The sequence below is a fragment of the Nocardia jiangxiensis NBRC 101359 genome (assembly GCF_000308615.1).
GTDB lineage: Bacteria > Actinomycetota > Actinomycetes > Mycobacteriales > Mycobacteriaceae > Nocardia > Nocardia jiangxiensis.
In genome coordinates this window covers 282,592-305,055 of the sequence record NZ_BAGB01000012.1, presented here as the reverse complement: position 1 = coordinate 305,055, position 22,464 = coordinate 282,592, and the positions used below count along the sequence as shown (strand labels likewise).

Here is a 22,464-nt window from a genome sequence, read left to right as displayed (position 1 = left end):
GCCCGGCCGGTCAGTTCCCGACCGTCAGCGCCCGGTAGCCGACACCGCCGCCGGGCGCGGCGACGTCCATGCCGCGAACGTCCGAACGCCACGCCCAGGTGTTGTGCACCGTGTACAGCGGCATGGTGGCGAAGTCGGCGTCGATCAATCGCTGTGCCTGCGAATAGATTCCGCATCGCGCGTCGGCGTCCGGGGTGTTGGTCGCCTGCTCGATCAGCGCGTCCACCGCAGGGTTCGAGTAGGCCCCGCGATTGGTGCCGACGGACTTCGACCAGAAGGTCTTGGTGATCATCACGCCCGGGTCCGGGTACGGCGCGTTCTCGCCCAGCAGGATCATGTCCGGGATGGTCTTCGGGTCACTCAACATGGTCAGGTAGTCGGCGAACGCGATGGGCTGCAGTTGCAGCGTGATGCCGATTTCCTTGAGGTTGGACTGCAACAGCGTCGCGGCCTTGGTGTGCTCGCTGAACGTCGGCTGATAGCGCATCGTCAGCGTCGTCCCGGCCTGCCCGGCGGCGCTGAGGATCTGCTTGGCCTTCGCGAGATCCGTTCTCTCGGTGGGCAATTCAGGTCTACAGGTCAGGTTGGTCGGCAGCGGGCCGTTGGCGATCGTGCCCTGCCCGTTGTAGATCGAGTCGAGCGCGCCCCGATAGTCCAGGACGTACCGCAGCGCCTCCCGCAGCGCCGGGTTGGCGCCGGGTCCCTGCACGGTGTTGAAGTAGATCACCATCTGGTAGGCGTCCGGCGCGGGTCCGACGGTCACCGACGGGATGCCCTGGAACGATTTCGCGTCGGCCTTGGAGATCCAGCCCAGATCGGCGTTGCCCGCCTTGATCTCGTCGCGGATGGTGGCCTGGTCGTCTATCCGGCGGAAGGTCAGGTTCCGCGGACGCTTCGGGTCGAACGCCCAGAACGAGTCGTACCGCGTCGTCTGAATGGTGCCGGCCGAGGAGGACTGCAACCGATACGGTCCGGAGCCGGCGTCGTGGTTGAGCAGCCAGTTCTGGCCCTGGTCGCTGCCGGCCTGCGCGGTCAGCAGTTTCGAATCGACGACGTAGATGCGGCTCAGCGCGCCCATGAACAGCGCGTCCGGGTGGGTGAGGGAGATGATGAGGTGCGTGTCGTCGATTGCTGTGGCGGACTTGTAGCTGGAGATCTGGCCGATGATGCCTTGGCCGATCGACTTCACCCGATCGAGCGAGTAGACGACGTCCCGCGCGGTGAGCGGGTTGCCGGAGTGGAACTTCACGCCGGGACGCAGCGTGAGCTGAACCGAGGCGACGTCCGGTGCGTAGGCGAATTCGGTGGCCAGCTGCGGGACCATCTTGCCGTGGTCGTATCCGATCAACGTGTCGTAGAGAACGGCTTCGACGTTGTCGGATTCCTGATAGTCGGCCCGGACCGGGTCCAACGTGGTGACCTCGTTCCGGTAGGCGACGACCAGCGTCTCGCGGCGGTCGGATCCGCCCGGACCGGTCCCACAACCGGTGACGAGCAGCATCGCCGCGAGCGCGACGGTGAGTGCGCCGACGACAGCCCCGCAGCGGCGCGGGCGGGAGCGTCGGACGGGCGGGCGGGAGCGACGGATAGGTAGGGGCATCGGGAGGCCTTCCTGGAACATACGAGAAGTCGCAATGCGCAGAACGGTATACATATTTGATTTCGATCTGCGGTCCTGCCACGTAAACTATGCGTAACAGCAGCTCAAGTGGAAATTATGTATACACTGGCTATCTCATTCGCATCCGCAAGATTCTGCCGCGAGCACTGAAAGGCCGCCGATTCCGTGCACACAGTGATAACGAACATCAGGCCGTGGGGCGGGCCGCCCTGCGACGTCGTCCTGGACGAGCGCAGCGTCGTCGAGATCGCCGCCGTTGGCTCGGCGCCCACCTCGGACGCGACGATCGTGGACGGCGCCGGACGCGTTGCGGTGCCGTCGTTTTCGGACGTGCACACCCATCTCGACTCGAATCGGCTGGGGCTGCCGTTCCGCCCGTGCACCGGCGCACCCGACCTGATGAGCCGCATCATGGACGACCGGGCGAACTGGCGTTCGGCCGAAGCGTCGGTCACCGACCGAGCAACCTACGCGTTGCAGCGCGCAATCACGTTCGGCGCCACCAGAGTGCGCAGCCACGCCCAGGTCGACGCCGACTCCGGATTGGCGAAGCTGGAGGGCGTGCTGGCCGCGCGCGAGACCCACCGGGATCGCGCGACCGTCGAAGTCGTCGCGTTCCCCCAGGTCGGCCTGCACCGGGAGGCGGGCGTGGTCGCGCTGACAGCCGAGGCGCTGCGGCTCGGGGCGGATCTGGTCGGCGGGATCGACCCGTGCTCGATCGACCGGGATCCGGTGCGCCATCTGGACACCGTGTTCGACCTCGCCGAACGTTTCGGCTGCGGCGTCGACATCCACCTGCACGAGCCGGGTGCGCTGGGCCTGTTCAGTCTGTCCTTGATCACCGAACGGACCCGTGCGCTCGGGATGGCGGGCAGCGTCACCGTCTCGCACGCCTTCTGCCTGGCCGAGGCGTCGACGGAAGCGTTCCGGGCCATCGACGAGCTCGCCGAACTCGATATCGCGCTGACCACGATCGCGCCGGGCACGCACGGCAGCCTGCCCATCCGGCGGATCGTGGACGCGGGCGTCCGGATCGGCCTGGGTATGGACGGGCAGCGCGACTACTGGTCGCCGTACGGCAACGGCGACATGCTCGACCGCACGTGGCAGCTGGCGTTCACCCAGGGCTACACCTTCGAGCCGGACCTGGATTCGGCTCTCGCGGTGGCCACCTGGGGCGGACACGCCGTGCTCGACCGGGCGGCTTCCCGGCTCGTGCACGGCGAGCGTCCGGGGTTGCGGGTAGGCGATCCCGCAGAATTGGTCCTGATCGACGCGGAGTCCGCCGCCGCCGGCGTGCTGGACCGGCCGGCGGGCCGCGTCACCGTCCATCACGGCCGAGTGGTCGCGGAAAACGGGGAGCTCAGGTGAACATGTCCCGCACAGGGCGGACGCCGGTGTCGACTGCGGCGGCCGGCGAACCGCTGTCCATCCAGTTGCAGCGCACGATCCGTCGCAAGATCATCCTCGGCGAATACCCCCAGGGACTCGCCCTGACCGAGCAGCGGGTGGCCGCCGACCTGGACGTGTCACGGGTTCCGGTGCGCGAGGCGATGCCGGTGTTGCAGCAGCAGGGCTTCGTCGAGGCGTCACCACGGCGCACGTCGTACGTCACCACCTGGACGGCGCAACGGATCAACGACCTGTTCGACGCGCGGCTCGGTGTCGAGGTCGTCGCAGTCGGTGGCGCCGCGCGCCGCACCCGGGCCGGCATCGACACCGCGGGCCTGGAACAGATGCTGGCGAAGGCCGAGCACCATCTCGACGAGGGCGAAGCGCTCGAGCTCGCAGAAACCAACAGCGCCGTGCACGTCACCTTGGTCGCGGCAGCCGGTAACGAACTGCTCAACGAACTCATGCGAGTGATCAGCGGGCGCCTCGCGTGGATCTTCTATCTGACGTCCAGCCGTGACCTGCGCAACCAGGTGCATGAGCATCACGCGATCACCGAAGCGATCCGCAACGGCAACGATCGCCTCGCCGAATCGTTGATGTGGGCGCACATCGAGGCCGGACGCGGGCCCACTCTCGACGCGCTGGTGCGGTAGCGCACGAAATTCGGTGGTGTCCTGTGCGGGCGGCGTGCTCGTCCGACACGCGCTGAACGAATCACGGCGAAGTGAGACACGGTCCGAGACTCCGGCGCCCCGGCGGACTCGGCGCGGAAGCCGCGCCCTCGCCGCGAGTCGAATCGGACCTGCTCATCCAGTTCTGCTGTCGACCTACTGGATCAGATGCACCACACGACGCTACCGAGCGGGAAGCAGATGTGGAGCGAGCCACCGCCGCCGATCGGGGTTGCCTGGTGCGATGTCGCAGGCGCAGCCGGCATCGTGGCCGCCGAGGCCGCAGGAGCCGCGAAGACGGCCAGAGGCAACGCCAGCGCGGTCACTGCCATTATCTTGATCTTTCTTTCAAACATTTGTCCAACCCTTCAAGAGAATTCGATCCGGGTTATGACGGTCTGCCACAACCGCCATCTCTACTTTTCACATGATGGAGTGCCGGCGTCGGCTCCTCAATTACCAGAGCTGCCGCCCTCGCCGTGAGTCTCGCCATCGTTCGACCAACTGGGTAACACCGGAAAGACCCGACGCTCACATTACTCCCATGCGATGTGAAGTACAGCCCCTCGGACAATATGTGGACATTCGTCGTGTGAATATATTTCCACCGACCCCGATCAGCCATCGGAGATAGTCCCGGCAAACTCGTTCGAGCAGTAGTTCGGCAGTGCTTCGACGGCCGCGCACGACACATTCAGCCAGGTCGTAGCTGCGATTCGCCATCGCGACCGCACCCGGAGCCCGGCCGCTCCAAAACAAGCCAGCCGCCCTGTTTCACCTTTTGTTACGTTATTCGTAGCGCATCGTCACCGCTTATCGGGATCGAGTTCGTTCAGCACGTCGGGTGTCTGCACGAGCCTGTCGGACATAGTGGTGGCGATGAATCTGGGGATGGTGGGTGCGAAGAGTTTGAGATAGTACTCCAGCCATTCGCGGCGGCCACTAAGGAAAGGAAAATCGGTCGGGACCATTTGGCGGATCGCGAGCAGCGGCAGCGGCGCGTCGAGAGCCCGGAAGTCAGGGTTGTGCAACCCCGCGACGGTGCACCCCGGATAGAACTGTCCGAGCATCAAACCCTGTTCGACGAACCGGGATTTCTGCTCGCGCTGCACGGCATCGATATCGGCATATTCGGTGAGGTCGGGGAAGACTGCGAGGACGGCTTTGAGCTTGGCGCCGGGTTCGTCCCGCGGTGGCAGGTCGGGAAACAGATCGTGCAGGTCGTCGACGATCGCGGTGATGCGCTCGCGGTCGATGTCGCGGCCCGGGATGAACGCCGCCCACAGGAATCGCTGTGCGACAGCGTGACTGGTGAAGGGGCAGACCAGGCCGGGGCGGCCGAGGTCCGGGTGGGGTCGGCACAGATATTCGACCATCCACCGGCGCAGTTCGGCAGCATGCGGGGGCGCGTCGACACCGGTGGTCAGATCGGGGGCGAACAGATTGGACGGTTCGACGCCGGAACGTGTTCCGACGATTCGGTCGGTGTTCATGATCGGCTCGTCCTTGCTGGGATGGATGACTCGGTGGGCGCGGTGCGGGTTGACCGGAGGTGCTCGGTGAGGACGAAACCGATGGCACGGAGCGAATCCTGCTCGGTCATCCGTTCGTGCCGAACGGGAATCCGGTGCTCGGTGATCCGCCCGGTGACGTAGGCGCTCCAGGCGCGAGCTGGTGAGGTGCCGCCGTCGACGTCGCTGTCCGCGGCGCTGAAGTAGATCAGATCACCATCGAACCGAGTCGGCCGATGGTTCCAGGTGAGGTCGACGAGCCGGGTGTAGTCGCGCTGCAACCTGACCAGATGCTCGGGAGTCACGCTGGTGAACAGTCCACCCTGCCGGTGCAGCAACTCGGTCGCGGCCTCGATGGTCGACTCGGCGGGGTCGTCCGGAAGGGCGAAACCGCCGAACTCGGCGAGCATCGTCGCCACCGAAGGGGTGGGAGCACGGAAACTGCCGGCCGTGACGACCCGGGTGTCCATCATGGCCAGGGTGGCCACCGACTCGCCGTCGCGGCGCAGACGGACGGCGATCGCATGGGCGATGGTGCCGCCCAGCGAGTAACCGAGCAGGTGGTAGGGGCCGTGCGGTTGGATCGACCGGATCTCCTGCACATACCGGGCGGCGAGCTGATCGAGCGTCTCGAACCGCACGGCCGGGTCGGTCAGCCCCGGCGATTGCAGCCCGCGGACGGGCCGGTCGGGATCCAGGTACCGGACGAGTCCGCTGAAACCCCAAGCCAATCCGAGCGCCGGGTGGACACAGAACAGCGGCGCCCGGGTTCCGGCGGCCCGCAGGGGCAGCACGACCGAGAGCGCTTCGGCGAGATCCTGTTCGCCGGAGTCCCGCCCGGCGAGGTCATCGCGGCGGCTGTCGATGCGGAGGGCCAGCGATCGCGGCGTCGGATCGGTGAACAGCCACGGCAGCGGCACGGTCACCCCGGTGGCCTCCGCGAGCAGCGCCACCAGCCGGGTGGCGGCCAGCGAGTTGCCGCCGAGTGCGAAGAAGCCGTCGTCGCTGCCGATTCGCTCGATATCGAGGGTCCTGCCGAAGGCATCGCAGATGGCGGCCTCGAGCGGGGTGGCCGGAGCCCGGAACTGCCGGCGCAGGTCGGGTGCGGGCAGAGCGTGGTGATCGAGTTTGCCCGTGGTGGTGAGCGGTAACCGGTCGAGCGTGACGATGGTGGTGGGGATCATGTGGCTGGGCAATCGGGTGACGAGGTGCGTGGTCAGCACGGCGGGATCGGGTGTGGTGTGCGCGGTCGGCACCACGTAGGCGGTGAGTTGCTCGATGCCGTCGGGTCGGGTGTGCACCACGACGGCGGTACGGGAGACGTCGGGGTGAGTGCACAACGCGGTTTCGATATCGCCGGGTTCGATGCGATGGCCGTTGACCTTGATCTGCAGGTCGCTGCGCCCCACGAAGCGCAGTCGCCGGTCATCGGTCCAGGCGACCAGATCGCCGGTGCGATACATGCGGGTTCCGGTCGGCCCGTACGGATCCGGGACGAATCGGGCTGCGGTGAGCGCGGGTTGCCCGTGGTAGCCGCGGGCGATGGCCGGTCCGGACAGATACAGTTCGCCGGCCACTCCGGGCGGGACGGGACGCAGTCTGCGGTCGAGTACCACCGCGGAGAACCCACGCGCCGGGCCGCCGATCAGCGGCGGACTGTCCGTGACCGTGGTCAGCGGGGCGTCGCGGCAGCTCAGAACGGTCGTCTCGGTGGCTCCGTAGGTGTTGATCAGGGTGCGTTCGGGCACCCACCGATTCGCCAGATCCGGCGGGCATATCTCGCCGCCGAGGATCAGCGTGTGCAGGGGGTCGAGTTCGTCGGGACGCAGCGAGGCGAGCACGGTCGGGGTGAAGGCCGCATGAGTCACGCCCGCCGCGGCGATCCGCTCGGCCAGTTCGTCACCGGCGACCACTCGCGCCGGAGCGAGCACCAGGGTGGCTGCGGCAGCGGTGGCGGCGAGCCATTCGAGGACCGATACGTCGAAGCTCGGCGAGGCCGCGGCCAGCATCCGGGACGATGCGGTGAGACCGAAGCCTTCCCGCGCTTCGGCGGCCAGATTCGCGATCCCGGTGTGGGTGACCACGACCCCTTTGGGGGTTCCGGTGGAGCCCGAGGTGTAGGTCAGGTAGGCGGGATGCTCGGGCCGCAGCGTGGTTGTGCGCTCACGATCGTCGATCGCGGCGGCGGACGCCGACGCTGTCTGCGTCGCGAACCGCGCGCTGTCGAGGCTGAACCAGATGGTGTTGTCCGGCAACCGATATCGATCGGCCGACGTCGTCAACCCCGCGATGGCACCGGCATCGGCGAGAATGCCGCCGATCCGGTCCTCGGGCTGAGCGGGGTCGATCGTGACGAACGCGCCGCCGGTCTTGGCGACCGCCCAGACGGCGATCACCGCGTCGATGCAGCGCGGTAATACCAAGGCCACCAACGACTCCGGCCCTGCTCCGGCGTCGATCAGCACCCGCGCCCACCGGTTCGAGGTCTCGTCGAGTTCGCGGTAGGACAGCGTTTCGCCGTCACAGACCACCGCGTCCGCGTCCGATCTCGCCGCTGCCGCCAGCACCTGCGGCAACATCACCGTCTCCGCGCTGGGACCGCCGCGAACGGGAACCAGTGCGGCCAGCTCGTCCGGCGAGAGCAGCTGCACTCGCTGGAGCGGTAGATCGATATCTTCGGTGATGGCGTCCAGTACGCGCAGCACGCGGCCCGCGAGAGCCTCGATCTCGTTGTGGGCGAACAGTTCCGGCAGATACTTGAAGATCAGCTCCAGCCGGTCGCCGAGGTGGACGATCAGGCCCAGCGGATAGTGCGCGGCCTCGCGCCCGTGCACATCCAGGACGTGCATCCCGGCGATATCGGTGTCCTGCGACAATCCGCTCGTGTCGACCGGGTAGGACTCGAAGATGGCCGCGGTGTCGAACATCGCGCCGGACCCGGCCACCTGCTGAATCCGGGCGAGGCCGAGGTGGTTGTGATCGAGCAGCGCGGTCTGTTCGGTGCGGATTCGCCGCAGCAGCCCGGCGAGAGTCTCGCCGTGGTCGAGCCGGACCCGGACGGGCACCGTGTTGACGAACAGTCCGATCATCGATTCGATGCCGGGGATCTGCGCGGGACGCCCGGAGACGGTGGTGCCGAATACGACGTCGTCACGGGCGGTCGCGTCGGCGAGCACGATCGCCCATGCGGCCTGGACGACGGTGTTGAGCGTGGTCTCCTGCTGGTGGGCAACGGCGTTCAGAGCCGAGGTGCGGTCTTCGCTCAGCCGCACCTGAACGTCGCGAGCGGCCTCGGCCGGGCCGCTGCGGTCCGCGCGCGCCAGCAGAGTCGGCTCGGTGACGCCCTCGAGCGCCCGCGCCCACGCGGTCTGCGCGGCATCCTGATCCTGGTTTTTCAGCCACGCCAGGTAATCGCGATAGGGACGCGCCGGGGCCAGTGCGCCCGGGGCGCTGTCGGCGGCATAGAGGATCAGCAGTTCCCGGACCAGCAGTGGAGTGGACCAGCCGTCGATGAGGATGTGATGCATGCTCAGCAGCAGTCGGTGCCGCTGCGGGGATGTGCTGATCAGCATCAGTCGCAGCAGGGGCGGCACGGTCGTGTCGAAGTGCCGGTCGGTGTCCATGAGGTCGTCGAGCGTGGCGGCGGTGTCCGCGGATTCTGCCAGGTCGATCCGGGCGAACGGCACGTCGACGTGCGAGTGCACGACCTGGACCGGTTCGCCGGAACCGTTGCGCGCGAACGCGATCCGCAGATTCGAGTGCCGTCCGACGAGGGTCTGCGCGGCGTGGCGCAGCCGGTCCGCGTCGACGCGCCCGCCGAGTTCCAGACAGAGCTGCACGATGTAGTCGTCGGGGGTTCCATCGGCGAGCTGGGCATGGAACAACAGTCCCGCCTGCAGCGGCGTGAGCGGCCAGATGTCTTCCAGCGCAGGGTATCTCGCCTCGAGTCGCGCTATCGCGGCCTGATCGAGGTCGACCAGGCCGACATCGGAGGGCGTCAGCCCACCGGCGCCGGGCCGGGTCGCGTGGTCGGCCAGGGCAGTCACCGCGTCGCGCCACAGTTCCGCGATGCCGGTGACCTCGGCGGAGCCCATCGGACCGGACGGGAAGTCCCAGGCCGCGGTCAGCGCGGGGCCCTCCGGTGTGTCCACGGTGACCGCGTTGACGCCCAACAGCGTTGCGGCCGAGACGTCGGGAGACTGGACGCTGCCCGCGGCGTCGCTACCGGCGGGGATCCACCCGCTCTCGCGCAACACGTCCGGAATGGTGTCGAACCGGCCGAGATAGTTGAAACTCACCTGGGGTCCGGGCAGCGCACCCAGGACGCGGGCGGTGTCGGGGTCGAGGTAGCGCAGCAGCCCGTAGCCGATACCGTGACGGGGAATCCGTCGCAGTTGTTCCTTGACCGCCTTGACGACTGCCCCTGCGGCAGCGCCGCCCGCGAACGCGTCATCGATGTCGATACCGGACAGGTCCAACCGGACCGGGTACGTGGTGGTGAACCAGCCGACCGTCCGGGTGAGGTCGGCGCCGGGCAGGACCGTGTCGTGGCGGCCGTGACTTTCCAGAGTCAGCAGCGCCTCGGTGACGTTCTCGCCGTGGCGATCCCGCCATCGGGTCAGTGCCAGTGCGAGTCCGGCGAGGAGGGCGTCCTCCACAGCGCCGCGGAACACCCGGGGCAGGGTGGTGAGTACGGCACGGGTCGTGGTGGTGGGCAACGTCATCCGGACGGTGCCGACGGTGGCCTGGACGTCCACGGCCGGGTCCAGCGGGCGCGTCCCGAGCGGCGGATCGGCGGCGGCGAGTGTGTCACGCCACCAGTCGATTTCGTCGAGGTCCGCCGCGGCGGTGTCCAGGGCGTGCGCCCAGCGCCGCATCGATGTGCCGACGGGCGCGAGGCTCGGTTGTTGCCCGGCACTCACCTGGGCGCCGGCGACGGCGAGGTCGGGAACCAGGATCCGCCACGACACTCCGTCCACCACGAGGTGATGCGCGACGACCAGCAGCCGGCCCGGCTGGTCGGCGCAGTCCAGCCAGACCAGCTGCAGGACGACTCCCGCAGCCGGGTCGAGACGCTCGGCGGCCGAATGTGCCTGCGCCTCGGCGATCTCGGCGAACGCCTCGCTGTCCGGCGACTCGTCCACCCGCACGTGCTGGACGAGTCCCGCGGCCGACACCCCGGCCGGTTGCACCTGCAGTGCCCAGCCCGACGGCTGTGCCGGTTCGGGCCGTAGCCGGGCCCGCAGCATGTCGTGGCGATCGATCACGGCTTGCACGGTCGCCGCGATCGCGATCCGGTCGATGCCGGTCGGCAGCGTGAGCATCACCCACTGACAGAATCCGTCGAATCCGCCGCGCTCGACCATCCAGCACATGATCGGCGTCAACGGCATCGGCCCCACCCCACCACCGGGCAGTTCCGCCGGAAGCGCCGCCGCCGCGCCGCTGTCGGGGACGGCGATCCGGGCCAGCCCGGCAACTGTCCTGCCCTCGAACACATCCCGCACCGAGAACATCAGCCCCGCCGCCCTGGCGCGTGTCACCAACTGGATGGACATGATGCTGTCGCCGCCCAGGGCGAAGAACGAATCGTCGAGCCCGATCGTGTCGACGCCCAGCACTCCGGCGAACAGCCCGGCCAGCGTCGTCTCCATCTCGGTGACCGGCGCCCGGAATTCGGTTCTGTCCCTGCCGAAGTCCGGCTCGGGCAGCGCGCCGCGGTCGAGTTTGCCCGTCTCGGTCATCGGCAGTGCGTCGAGTACCAGAACGGTCGCGGGCACCATGTGCGGAGCCAATCGCTGCCCCGCGAATGCCACGACCGCGGCCGGGTCCAGCTCGGTGCCCGGCTCGGGCACCACATATCCGATCAGTCGATCGCCGGTGGTCGCGCTGCGGTGCACGGCCGCCACCGCGCGGGCCACCCCCGCACAGGCCAGCAGACCCGCTTCGACCTCGCCCAGCTCGATGCGGAAGCCGTGCACCTTGACCTGGAAATCCGTCCGGCCGACATAGTCCAGCGTCAGCCCGCCCTGCGGTAATCGCAACCACCGCACCAGATCCCCGGTCCGGTACATGCGCTGCCCCCGGGCCTCGAACGGATCGGCGACGAACCGCGAGGCCGTCAGACCCGTCCGGTTGCGGTAACCGCGAGCCAGTCCCGGACCGGTCAGATACAACTCGCCGACCACTCCCAGCGGCACCGGCCGCAACCACACGTCGAGTACGACCTCCTCGACGCCACGGATCGGCCCGCCGATCGTCGCGGTCTGGCCCGGCGCCATCGGCGCACCGGCATCGGTCTGGATCGTGGCCTCCGCGGGGCCGTAGGTGTTGAACAGTCTCCGGCCCGGAGCCCACCGCGACACCAGTTGCGGCGAGGGCGTCTCGCCACCCAGCACGACCGTCGCCAGATTCTGCAACCCGGCCGGATCGACCGTGTCCAACGCCGTGGGCGTCAACGCGGCATGGGTCACCGAGTGCTGCGAAATGACCTGTGCCAATTCGATTCCGCCGAGGACGGCCGGCGGCGCGATCACCAGCCGCCCGCCCGACGCGAACGCCCAGAGCAGTTCCAGGACCGCGGCGTCGAAACTGGGTGACGCGGCGTGCAGCACCCGCGCACCCGGCCCGATCTCGAACCGCGAGCACTGCTCGGCCACCAGATTCGCCAGCCCTCGATGCGAGACCACCACGCCTTTCGGTGTCCCCGTCGACCCGGACGTGTAGATCACGTAGACGGCATCATCGATCCGGACCGGTCGAATTCGCTCGGCATCGGTCACCGCGATCGACGGCGACGCTGCCGCCTCCGCTGTGACCTCCGGCTCGTCGAGGACCAGCCACCGCACCGATCCGGGCAGCCGATCCTGCCACTCCGACAACGTGATTCCGGTCGCCGCGCCCGAGTCGGTGAGCATGTGCCGGACCCGATCCGCCGGATTGCGCGGATCCACCGGGACGAATGCCGCCCCCGACTTCGCCACCGCCCAGACTGCGAGCACCGACTCGAACGAGCGCGGCAACGCGACCGCGACACCGGTTTCCGGTCCGGCCCCTCGGCCGATCAGTAGGCGCGCCAACCGGTTCGACTCCGCATCGAGCTCACCGTACGTCCACTGCCGGTCACCGCACACCACCGCGATCGCCCCCGGATTTCGAGATGCCGTGTCCGCGAACAACTCCGGCAACACCCGCTCCGGCACCGGCGGCGCACCCGACTTCGGCGCGAACTCGCGATACTCCTCCGGTGTGAGCAGATCGAGCTGGGCCGGCGGCAGGTCCTGGTCGGCGACGACGGCGCCCAGAACGCCCAGCACCCGGCCCAGGATCGCCACTATCGTGGCGTGGTCGAAGAACCCGGGCAGGTATTTGATCTCGAGGTACAGCCGGGTGTCGAGGCGCCCGACCAGGCCCAGCGGATAGTGCGCCGCGTCCAGGCCGACCACGTCGACCAGCCGCATCCCGGCGATATCGGTGTCCGCGGTCACCCCGTAGCGGTCGATCGGGAAGGACTCGAACACCGTGATCGTGTCGAACACCGCCCCCGCCCCGGCCACCCGCTCGATCTCGGCCAGGCCGACGAACTGGTGATCGAACAGCGCGGCCTGCTCCGCCTGGACCCGGTCGAGCAGCTGCCCGAGGGTCTCGGTGGTGTCGAGACGAACGCGCACCGGCACCGTGTTGATGAACAGCCCGATCATCGATTCGATGTCCGCGATCTGCGGGGGCCGCCCGGAGACGACCGCACCGAACGTCACATCCTTGCGGGATGTCAACGCGCCCAACACGATCGCCCACGCCACCTGGATCATCGTGTTGAGCGTGATGCCGCGGGAGCGTGCGCAGGCGGTCAACGCCGCAGTCTGCTCCTCGGTGAGTTCGCCTGCGACATCGCGTGATTCGGTGTCGCGACGGCCGGGATCGGCCGCGGCCACCAGGGTCGGCTCGTCGGCGCCGTCGAACGCACGGGCCCAGACCTCGAGCGAGGCCGCCGAGTCCTGCTGACCGACCCAGGCCAGGAAGTCCCGGTAGGGGCGCACCGGCGGCAGTGCCGCCAGGTCGCCGTCGGTGGCGTAGAGCACCAGCAGCTCCTTCAGGAGCAGCGGCGTCGACCAACCGTCGAGCACCAGGTGGTGATCGGTCAGCACCAGCCGGTATCGCTGCGGTCCGAGGGTGACCAGCATCCAGCGCAGCAGCGGGGCGCGCGCCGGATCGAACCGGGCTGCGCGGTCCGCGGCGATGAGCAACTCCCACTCGCGATCGAGTGCGCTCTCGTCCAGCCCGGACAGATCCAGCTCCGACCAGGGGGCCTCGGCGTGGTCGTCGACGACCTGCACCGGTCCGGCGCCGGCATCGGTGACGAAGGCGGTGCGCAGATTCGCGTGCCGGGCGAGCAGCAGACGTACGGCTCGGTGCAGCCGTCGTGCGTCGACCCGACCACGCAGTTCCAGGACCAACTGTGTGAGGTAGGTATCGACCGACTGCTCGGATACCAGCGCGTGGAACAGCAGACCCTGCTGCAACGGAGCCAGCGGCCAGACGTCGCTCAGTGCCGGATACCGGTCCTCGAGTCGTTCGATCTCCGCCTGTCCGAGCCCGACCAGGTCCAGATCCGATGGCGTGTGTCCCCCGCTCCCGGCGCGGCGGACATGCTGCGCCAAGGCGGTCAGCACCTGATGCCACGAGTGCGCCATCTCGCGCACCTCGTCGTCGGTGAGCACACCGGCGGGATACGTCCAGGTCGTTCGCAACCGCGACCCGGTCGCATCGTCCAGGACGACGGCGCCGACGCCGAGCACCGCCGTCACCGGCATATCCGGATCCTGCGTACCGGCCGACACGCCATCCCCCGGGACCGCGCCGATGTGCACCGGAACCCATCCGGCCACCGGCATCTGTTCGGTGATCCCGGCGTCGACGCGGCCGAAGTAGTCGAACGCGATCTGCGGCGGCGCGGTCGCGAGGATCGGTCCGGTGCCCTCGTTGAGATACCGCAGCAAGCCGTAGCCGATCCCGTGGTCCGGGACGCTGCGAAGTTGTTCCTTGACGGCCTTGACCGCCGCACCCGACGCCGACCCGCCCATGCCCGCGGCGTCGAGGTCGATGTCCGAAAGATCCAGGCGCATCGGGAAATTCGTGTCGAACCAGCCGATCGTCCGGGTCAGATCCGAGCCCGGGACGGCACCCGCGGAACGGCCGTGCCCGTCGAGGCTGATCACGACGTCCGTGAGCGGGCCGTTCGCGGCAACCGGTGCGTGCTCGCGACGCCACTTGGTCATCGTCACCGCGAGGGCGGTCAACAGCCCGTCCTCGACACTGCCGTGGAACGCCGCGGGCACCTCGGTCAGCAGCGCCTCGGTCATCTCGGGATCCATCTCGACCCGGATCGTGCGGGCCGTGCCGACCGTGTCGACCGCGGGATCCAGGGGACGCGACCCGATCATCGGATCATCCCCGGCGGTCATCGCCTGCCACAGTTCGAGTTCCGCGACCCGTTCAGCGCTGTGGGCGGCCTCGACCAGCCCGTACGCCCACCTGCGCATCGACGTCCCGGTCGGGGCCAGATCGGGTGGCCGCCCGGATTCGATCCGCGCCCACGCGGCCGCGAGGTCCGGCGCCAGCACCCGCCAGGAGACCCGATCGATCGCCGAGCGGTGCACCACCACCAGCACCGTGCCCTGCTCCGCCGTGCCCGCCGGATCCAACCAGACCACCTGCGCCACGATCCCGGCGCTCGGATCCAGTCGATCCGCGGCGGCATCGACCTCGGCCGCCGCCAGCGCATGCAACTCACCACGGCCCAGCCCCGCTGCCACCGGCACCCGGACGAGAACATCGTCGGCTCGAATCATGCCGACCGGCAGCACATCCCACGTCCGATACCCGTCGGGGCGCGAACCGAGTCGCGCGCGCAACATATCGTGCCGATCGAGTACTGCCTGCACGGCCTCGGTGAGCCGGCGCCGGTCGATCCCGGCCGGCGGATCCAGGATCATCGTCTGCGCGAGGCGGCCGAACCCGGGCCCCGCCCGTTCCAGCAACCAGCGCATGATCGGTGTCAGTGCCAGCGGACCCACGCCCGCGCCGGGCAGTTCCGCCGGAAGAGACAGCGCCGCGGCACTGTCCTGGATCGCGACCTGGGCAAGTCCCGCAACGGTTTTGCGCTCGAACACATCGCGCGGGGAGAACACCACACCCGCGGCTCTGGCCCGAGTCACCAACTGGATCGACATGATGCTGTCGCCGCCGAGAGCGAAGAAGGAGTCGTCGATGCCGACGGTGTCGGTGTCGAGCACAGCGGCGAAGGTGTCGGCGATGAGGTGCTCGATCGAAGTTCGAGGCGGCCGGTACGGTGCGTCGTCGGCGAACACCGGTTCGGGCAACGCCCGGCGATCGAGCTTGCCCGTCGGCGTCAACGGAATCCGCTCCAGCACCACGATCGAAGCCGGAACCATATATGCGGGCAGACGATCGGCGAGATATTCCGTCAGCTCTGGAGTATCGATCGAATGTCCCGGCGCGGCAACGATATACGACACCAGTGACTGAGCTCCCGAATCGGCGCGCCAACCGACGGTGACGGCATGACCGACGCTCTCGTGCCCCGCGAGCACGGCATCGATCTCACCGAGTTCGACACGCAGACCTCGGATCTTGACCTGGAAATCGGATCGGCCCAGATGCTCGATCGCACCGCCCGCCGACCAGCGGACCACATCACCGGTCCGATACATCCGCTCACCCGGCAACCACGGACACGCCACGAAACGCTCCGCGGTCGCCCCCGTCCGATGATGGTATCCGCGCGCCAGAAGCCCACCGGCAACATACAATTCACCCGCCACACCGACCGGCACGGGCGCCAATCGCCGGTCGAGTATCCACGCCGAGACGCCGCGGATCGGGTGACCGATCGTGACCGGTTCCCCGGTGACCAAGGGGGTGGTCAGCGTGGCGACGATGGTGGTCTCGGTGGGCCCGTAGGAATTCAACAGCTTCCGATCGCTGCCCCACCGCTCGACGAGTTCGGTGCCGAAGTTCTCGCCCCCGACGACCAGATGATCCAGATCCGTCAGCGGCCAACGGCTCCGGTCGATCGTGGACATCGTCGAGGGGGTCAGGCATGCCACGCCGACGTGTTCGTGGTCCAACAGCTCGGCGAGATCGTCGCCGACCGCCTCGTCACCGGCCGCGACGACCATCGTGGCACTCGAGTGCAGCGTCACCAGCAGCTCCAGGACCGAGACATCGAAACTCGGTGAGGCCAGATGCAGTGTGCGGGTTTCGGTTTCGAGATTCAGCGCTGCGGTGTGCTCGGTGGCGCAGTTCAGCAGTCCTCGATGGGTGACCGCCACACCCTTGGGCAGTCCGGTCGATCCGGAGGTGTAGATGACATAGGCGATGTCGTCGACCCGCAGCGGGCGCACCCGATCACCATCGGTAACCGGCCGGTCGTCGCCCCGGTCGAGGACCTCCGGCGTCAACCAGTCGATATCGCCCCCGGGTAGTCGGGCACGTGCGGCGGCCACCGTCAGGCCGACGGTCACCCTCGAATCGGCCAGCATGTATTCGACGCGTTCGGCCGGATTGGCCGGATCGATCGGCACGAACGCGGCGCCCGCCTTGGCCACCGCCCACACCGCCCGCACCGAATCCGCAGACCGCGGGATGCCGATCGCCACGACATCCTCCGGACCGATACCCCGCTCGATCAGCTGCCGAGCCCACCGATTCGACTGCTCGTCCAACTCCCGGTAACTCCACCGCTGTCCCTCGAACACGATCGCCGGAGCATCGGGATCCGATCCGACTGCGGCGGCGAACAATTCCGGCAGAGTGACCGGAGCCAGCGACGCTGGGCCGCGACGGGTCAGCAGATCGGCGCGCTCGGCGGGCTCGAGGATGTCGACTGCCCCGACCGGGATCGTCCGGTCGGCGGCCACCGATTCGAGTATCCGGATCCATCGCCGGGTGAGGGAGTCGATCGTCGCGGCGTCGAACAGATCGGTGGCGTAGGTGACCGCGACGGTCATATCGCCGCTGTCGTAGTCCTGTGCGAGCACGAATTGCAGGTCGAAGCGGGACACCTGAACGGGCAGATCGATCACCGACAGGTCCAGATCGGGCAGTTCGAGCGTCACCGGTTCCAGGTTGTGGAACGCCAGCATCACCTGGAACAGCGGATGGCGCACCTGGGATCGGTGCGTCACGAGCCGGTCCACCACCTGTTCGAAGGGAACGTCGGCGTGGTCGAACGCCTCGAGGTCGGTGGGCCGGACCCGGTCGAGCAGGTCGGCGAAGGATTCTTCGAGGTCGATCTCGGTTCGCAGCACCAAGGTGTTGACGAACATTCCGACCATGTCGTCCAGCGCGGCGATGCCTCGCCCCGCCACGGGTGTGCCGACCGCGATATCGGTGGTGCCGCTCATCCGGGCGAGCAGCACCGCCAGTCCGGCGTGGACCGCCATGAACAGGGAGGAATTATGCTGCCGCGCAATATCTTCCAACGCATGAACCAGCCCGGCGCGGAACGAGAAGCTCACCGTGGCACCACGATTCGACACCGCCGCCGGACGCGGCCGGTCGAACGGCAGACGAAGTTCCTCGGGAACTCCGGCCAACGTCTCCGACCAGTATCGAATCTGCCCGGCGCACAACGATTCCGGATCGTCCGGTGGCCCCAGGACCGCTCGCTGCCACAGCGCGTAGTCGGCGTATTGGACGGGCAACGGGATCCAGGACGGGGCTGCGCCGTGGATCCGGGCGGTGTAGGCGGTCGCCACGTCGCGGGCCAGCGGCGTCATCGAGAAGCCGTCCGCGGCGATGTGATGCACCACCACGGCGAGCACATGTTCCTGCGCATCGGTCGTGCGGAACAGCCGGGCGTGCACCGGCGCACGGGTACTCACGTCGAAGCCCTCGGTGACGAATTCGGTTATCGCCGAGATCAATCGGTTCGCGGGAACCGAAACCAGGGGCAGTTCGTGGTCCACGTCGTCGATGGATTCGATCAGTTGGATGAGCGTTCCGTCGTGATCCGGGTACCGGGTTCGCAAGGATTCGTGCCTGTCCAGTACGTCGATCATGGCCGCTCGTAGCGCCTCGATGTGCAACTCGCCACGCAGCCGGATGACGATCGGCACGTTGTAGGTGCCCGCGCCGGTGTCGTACTGGTTGAAGAACCACATCCGCTGCTGGGCCGGCGCCAGCGGAACCAGATCGGGGCGCGGCCGGGCGACCAGCGGCGGCCGCCCTCGCCCGGTACCGGAATGGGCGTCTATCCGGGCCGCGAGTGCCGCCACCGTGGACGCCTCGAACAACAGTCGCACCGGGACATCGGTATCCAGCGCGGCACCGATTCGCGCGGCGATCCGGGTCGCCACCAAACTGTCTCCGCCGAGGGCGAAGAAGGAGTCGTCCACACCGATCGCTTCGATGCCGAGGGTCTCCTCGAAACACCCGGCCACGATCCGCTCGGTCGCCGTCACCGGAGCCCGGAAAGGTATGGCATCGGCGAATACCGGCTCCGGCAACGCCTTGCGATCCACCTTGCCCGCCGGTGTCGTCGGAATGCGATCCACCGCCATGATCGACGCCGGAACCATGTATGCCGGCAGCCGATCACGCAGCTGATCGAGCAGTATCCCCGTATCGATCGAACGGTCCGGCGCGGCAACGACATACGACACCAACGACTGCGCCCCCGAATCGGCACGAAAACCGACGGTCACCGCTCGGCCCACAGCCGGATGAGCCGTCAGAGCCGAATCGATCTCGCCCAGCTCGATACGCAGACCTCGAATCTTCACCTGGAAATCGGACCGGCCCAGGTGCTCGACCATCCCCGCGGTCGTCCACCGAGCCACATCTCCGGTCCGGTACATCCGCTCCCCCGGCGCCCAGGGACAGGCGACGAAACGTTCCGCCGTCATCCCCGGGCGATGGTGATACCCACGAGCCAACAACCGGCCCGCGACATACAGCTCACCCGCCACCCCGACCGGCACCGGCTCCAGCCGCTGATCCAGAATCCATTCCGCCACACCGCGAATCGGACCACCGATCGTCACCGGATCATCCCCTGCCAGCGGGGTGCTGTGGTTCGTCATGACCGTGGCCTCGGTCGGCCCGTAAGCATTGACGAACTCACGTCCTTCGACGGCCCAGCGCCGCACCAGCTCCGGCGGGCAGGTGTCACCGGCCGTGACCACGACGCGCAACGTATCGAGACCGGCCGGATCGACCGACAGCAACGCGGGCGGTGTGAGCACCGCATGCGTCACGCGCTCGCGGCGCAGCAGCTCGGCCAGTTCTGCGCCGCCGTAGGCGCCGGGGGCCGCGATCACCATCGTCGCCCCCGCGCCCGTCGCGAGCAGCAACTCCCAGACCGACGCGTCGAAGCTCGGCGATGCGACGTGCAGGGTCCGCGAAAGCGCGTTCACCCCATAGCGTTCCTGCTGTTCGTCACCGAGTGCGGCCAGCCCCGCATGGGTCACCGTCACGCCCTTCGGTACTCCGGTGGAGCCCGAGGTGTAGATCAGGTACGCCGGATGCTCCGGGCGAAGTGCGGTCCTGCGATCCCGGTCGGAGATCGGACGGGCATCCGAGGTCTCGTCGAGGTCGTCCGCGATCAGCCAATCGATCCCGTCCGGCAGTTGCGCGCGCACGGACGCCACGGTCACGCCCACGACCGCCCCGGAATCGGCCACCATGTGAGCTTTCCGCTCGCTCGGATACCCCGGATCGACCGGTACGAAAGCCGCTCCGGACTTCGCCACCGCCCACACCGCCGCGACCGAATCCAGGCTTCGCGCAATACCCACCGCGACAACGTCCTCGGGGCCCACCCCACGCCGAACGAGCAAGCGCGCCAACCGGTTCGACCGCTCGTCCAACTCCCGGTAACTCAACCGCCGCCCCTCGAACACGACCGCGGACGCGTCGGGGTTCCGCCGCACCGCCGCGGCCAGCAGTTCCGGCAACGTCGTCACCCTCGTCGCGGGGTCGCCGGAACGAGACGCCAAGTCGGCCCGTTCCGCGGCCTCGAGCACGTCGATCGCCCCGACCGGGGCGGCCGGGTCCGCGGCTACCGATTCGAGTATCCGGATCCATCGCCGGGCGAGGGAGTCGACCGTCGCGGCATCGAAAAGGTCGGTGGCGTACGCGATCGTGGCTGTCGGCGCACTGCCGTCGTGATCTGCCGACAGTGTGAATTGCAGGTCGGCGCAGGATATCTCGCCGGCGGGGCCGACCTCCGGCAGTTCGAGGTGAACCAGCCCCGGTTCGATCGCTCGCCGGCTCCCGACCGCCAGCATCACTTGGTATCGAGGGCGTCTCGACCCTGGTGACCGCTCCACCACCTGTTCGAACGGGATATCGGCGTGGTCGAATGCCTCGAGATCGATCTGCCGGATCCGGTCGAGCAGGTCGGCGAAGGACTCCTGTGGGTCGATTCCGGTTCGTAGCACGAGGGTGTCGACGAGCATTCCGACCGTGTCGTCCCGCGCGGTCGCGCCTCGTCCCGTGGCGGGTGTGCCGACCGGGATGTCGGTGGCGCCGCTCATCCGGGCGAGCAGCACCGCCAGTGCCGCGTGGATCGCCATGAACGGCGATGAATTATGCTGCCGCGCAACACCTTCCAATGTCCGTACGGTCCCCGCAGGCAACGAGTAGCTCGCGGTGGCGCCCCGATTCGACAGCACCGCCGAGCGCGGCCTGTCCGACGGCAGCCGAAGTTCCTCGGGAAGATCCGCGAGCACGGACCGCCAGAACGTCTGGTTCTCGCGACGGCGGCGAATCCGCGCACCGACCGCGACGCTGCCGGGATGAACCCGCCCGAGTCCGGTATCCGGGGTGGCAGCGGCGAATTCGTCGACGAACTCCGCGAAATCGGTGCAGTGCGCCGAGAGTTCCGGGCTGGTGTAGAGGCGGGGATTGGCCAGGAACTGCAGGATCGTCCGCGGCGGATCCCCGGTGCGATACATGTCGACCAGCAGATCCTCGACCGGGCCGGAGCTGAGGATGTGGAATTCCCCGGTCACCGAACCGAACTGGATCCGCTGGTCGAACAGCATGACGTTCACCACCGGGCCCGCGAAGCGCCGCTGCGTACTCGGAGTCCCGGTGGCGGCGCGAATGTCGGCGAGGCCGAACCGCTGGTGCCGTAACACCCCCACCAGATCGGACTGCACCCGCAGCGCGAGCGTGGCGACGGTGTCCGCGGGATCCAGGACGATCGGCAGCGGTGTCACATTGACGAATACGCCCCCGGACCGCCGCAGCACGGCGGTCGTGCGACCCGACACGGGAATATTGACCAGAACCTCGTCCCGGCCCGTCCTGCGGGCCAGGTAGCAGCCGAATGCGGCGATCACGACCGCGGCCGGGCTCGCCCCCAATGCCTGCGCCGAACGATCGACTCGCGCCACCGTCGTCGCCGGCAGTTCGGTCACGGCGACGACGCTGTCCGCGCTCGCGGGCGCGTGCCCGGCAGCCAGGCTGAACTCCGGACGGACACCGGCGAGTTTTTCCAGCCAATATGCCCGGTCGTCGGCGAATCGCTTCGATTCCCGGTAATTGCGGTCGGCCTCGTAGAGAGTGCGGATATCTCCCGCCAGGCAGGGCTCCGGCGCGCGGCCCTGCACCTGCGCGGTGTACAGCGCCGCGATCCGGTTCACGATCATCATCGCGCCGTACCCGTCCAGTGCGACGTGATGGCTGCGGCAATACAGCAGATAATGCTGATCCCCGACCTGCAGGATCGCCGTGGCGACCAACCGGTCCCGGGTCATCACCAGCGGCGTGGTGTACTCGCGGCGCATCCACTCCAAGGCCGCTGCGATCGGATCCGGCGCATCGCGCAGGTCGACCACCGGTCCTGCGGACTTCAGCGACGGGTCGTACACCTGATACGGCACACCGTCGGCCTCGACAAGTCGCAGATACCCTGATTGGAACTCTCGGCCAGCTCTGATCGCCGTCTTGCGCAGCAGATCTACTTCGAGATCACCTCGAAACTCGATATACTGCGCCTCCGATATGGGCACATCCGGACTGAATTTCTGCGCCAGCCACAATCCCTGCTGCCCGGCAGAGAGCGGTATCGGCTGTATGGCTGACAGGTCCGGCTCGGTATTTTCACTCGATCCCGGGGCGGAATCGAGTTGGAGTCGCGGAACGGTCATTGTTTCCTTCTAACCCCGACCGCCCACAGTATAAGCAGAAAATCGCATCGGTGTACATCGGTGTACACCGGAATATTTTTCCG

5 protein-coding genes are annotated in these 22,464 nt (G+C 68.0%); 2 read left to right on the top strand and 3 right to left on the bottom strand.

Features of this window, described 5'->3' with window-relative positions:
• Positions 1–10: 10 nt before the first annotated feature.
• A complete protein-coding gene (locus ON40_RS04480; protein ID WP_157186190.1) occupies positions 11–1,600 on the bottom strand; it encodes an ABC transporter substrate-binding protein in 1,590 nt (529 codons plus the stop codon).
• Positions 1,601–1,795: 195 nt separating this feature from the next.
• Between ON40_RS04480 and ON40_RS04475 the strand changes: the two genes are divergently transcribed.
• Positions 1,796–2,992, top strand: coding sequence for an amidohydrolase family protein (locus ON40_RS04475; protein ID WP_218008734.1), 1,197 nt, complete (start codon positions 1,796–1,798; stop codon positions 2,990–2,992).
• Positions 2,993–2,994: 2 nt separating this feature from the next.
• Positions 2,995–3,669 carry a GntR family transcriptional regulator gene (locus ON40_RS04470; protein WP_051192669.1) on the top strand — a complete coding sequence of 225 codons (675 nt, stop codon included), beginning with the start codon at positions 2,995–2,997 and terminating at the stop codon, positions 3,667–3,669.
• A gap of 824 nt (positions 3,670–4,493) precedes the next feature.
• On the opposite strand, the gene ON40_RS04460 is transcribed toward ON40_RS04470, so the two are convergent.
• Entirely contained in the window at positions 4,494–5,180 is a 687-nt protein-coding gene (locus tag ON40_RS04460) for a DUF6875 domain-containing protein (protein ID WP_040818658.1), read from the bottom strand.
• Positions 5,177–22,381, bottom strand: a complete 17,205-nt coding sequence (locus ON40_RS04455; protein ID WP_051192668.1) for a non-ribosomal peptide synthetase — start codon at positions 22,379–22,381, stop codon at positions 5,177–5,179. The genes ON40_RS04460 and ON40_RS04455 overlap by 4 nt, the downstream gene beginning before the upstream one ends.
• Between the last annotated feature and the right edge of the window lie 83 nt (positions 22,382–22,464).

Excerpts from the sequence above, each read along its gene's own strand:
- ON40_RS04460 (WP_040818658.1), bottom strand. The coding sequence starts at position 5,180 with ATGAACACCGACCGAATCGTCGGAACACGTTCCGGCGTCGAACCGTCC.
- ON40_RS04455 (WP_051192668.1), bottom strand. The coding sequence starts at position 22,381 with ATGACCGTTCCGCGACTCCAACTCGATTCCGCCCCGGGATCGAGTGAA.
- ON40_RS04470 (WP_051192669.1), top strand. The coding sequence starts at position 2,995 with ATGTCCCGCACAGGGCGGACGCCGGTGTCGACTGCGGCGGCCGGCGAA.
- ON40_RS04480 (WP_157186190.1), bottom strand. The coding sequence starts at position 1,600 with ATGCCCCTACCTATCCGTCGCTCCCGCCCGCCCGTCCGACGCTCCCGC.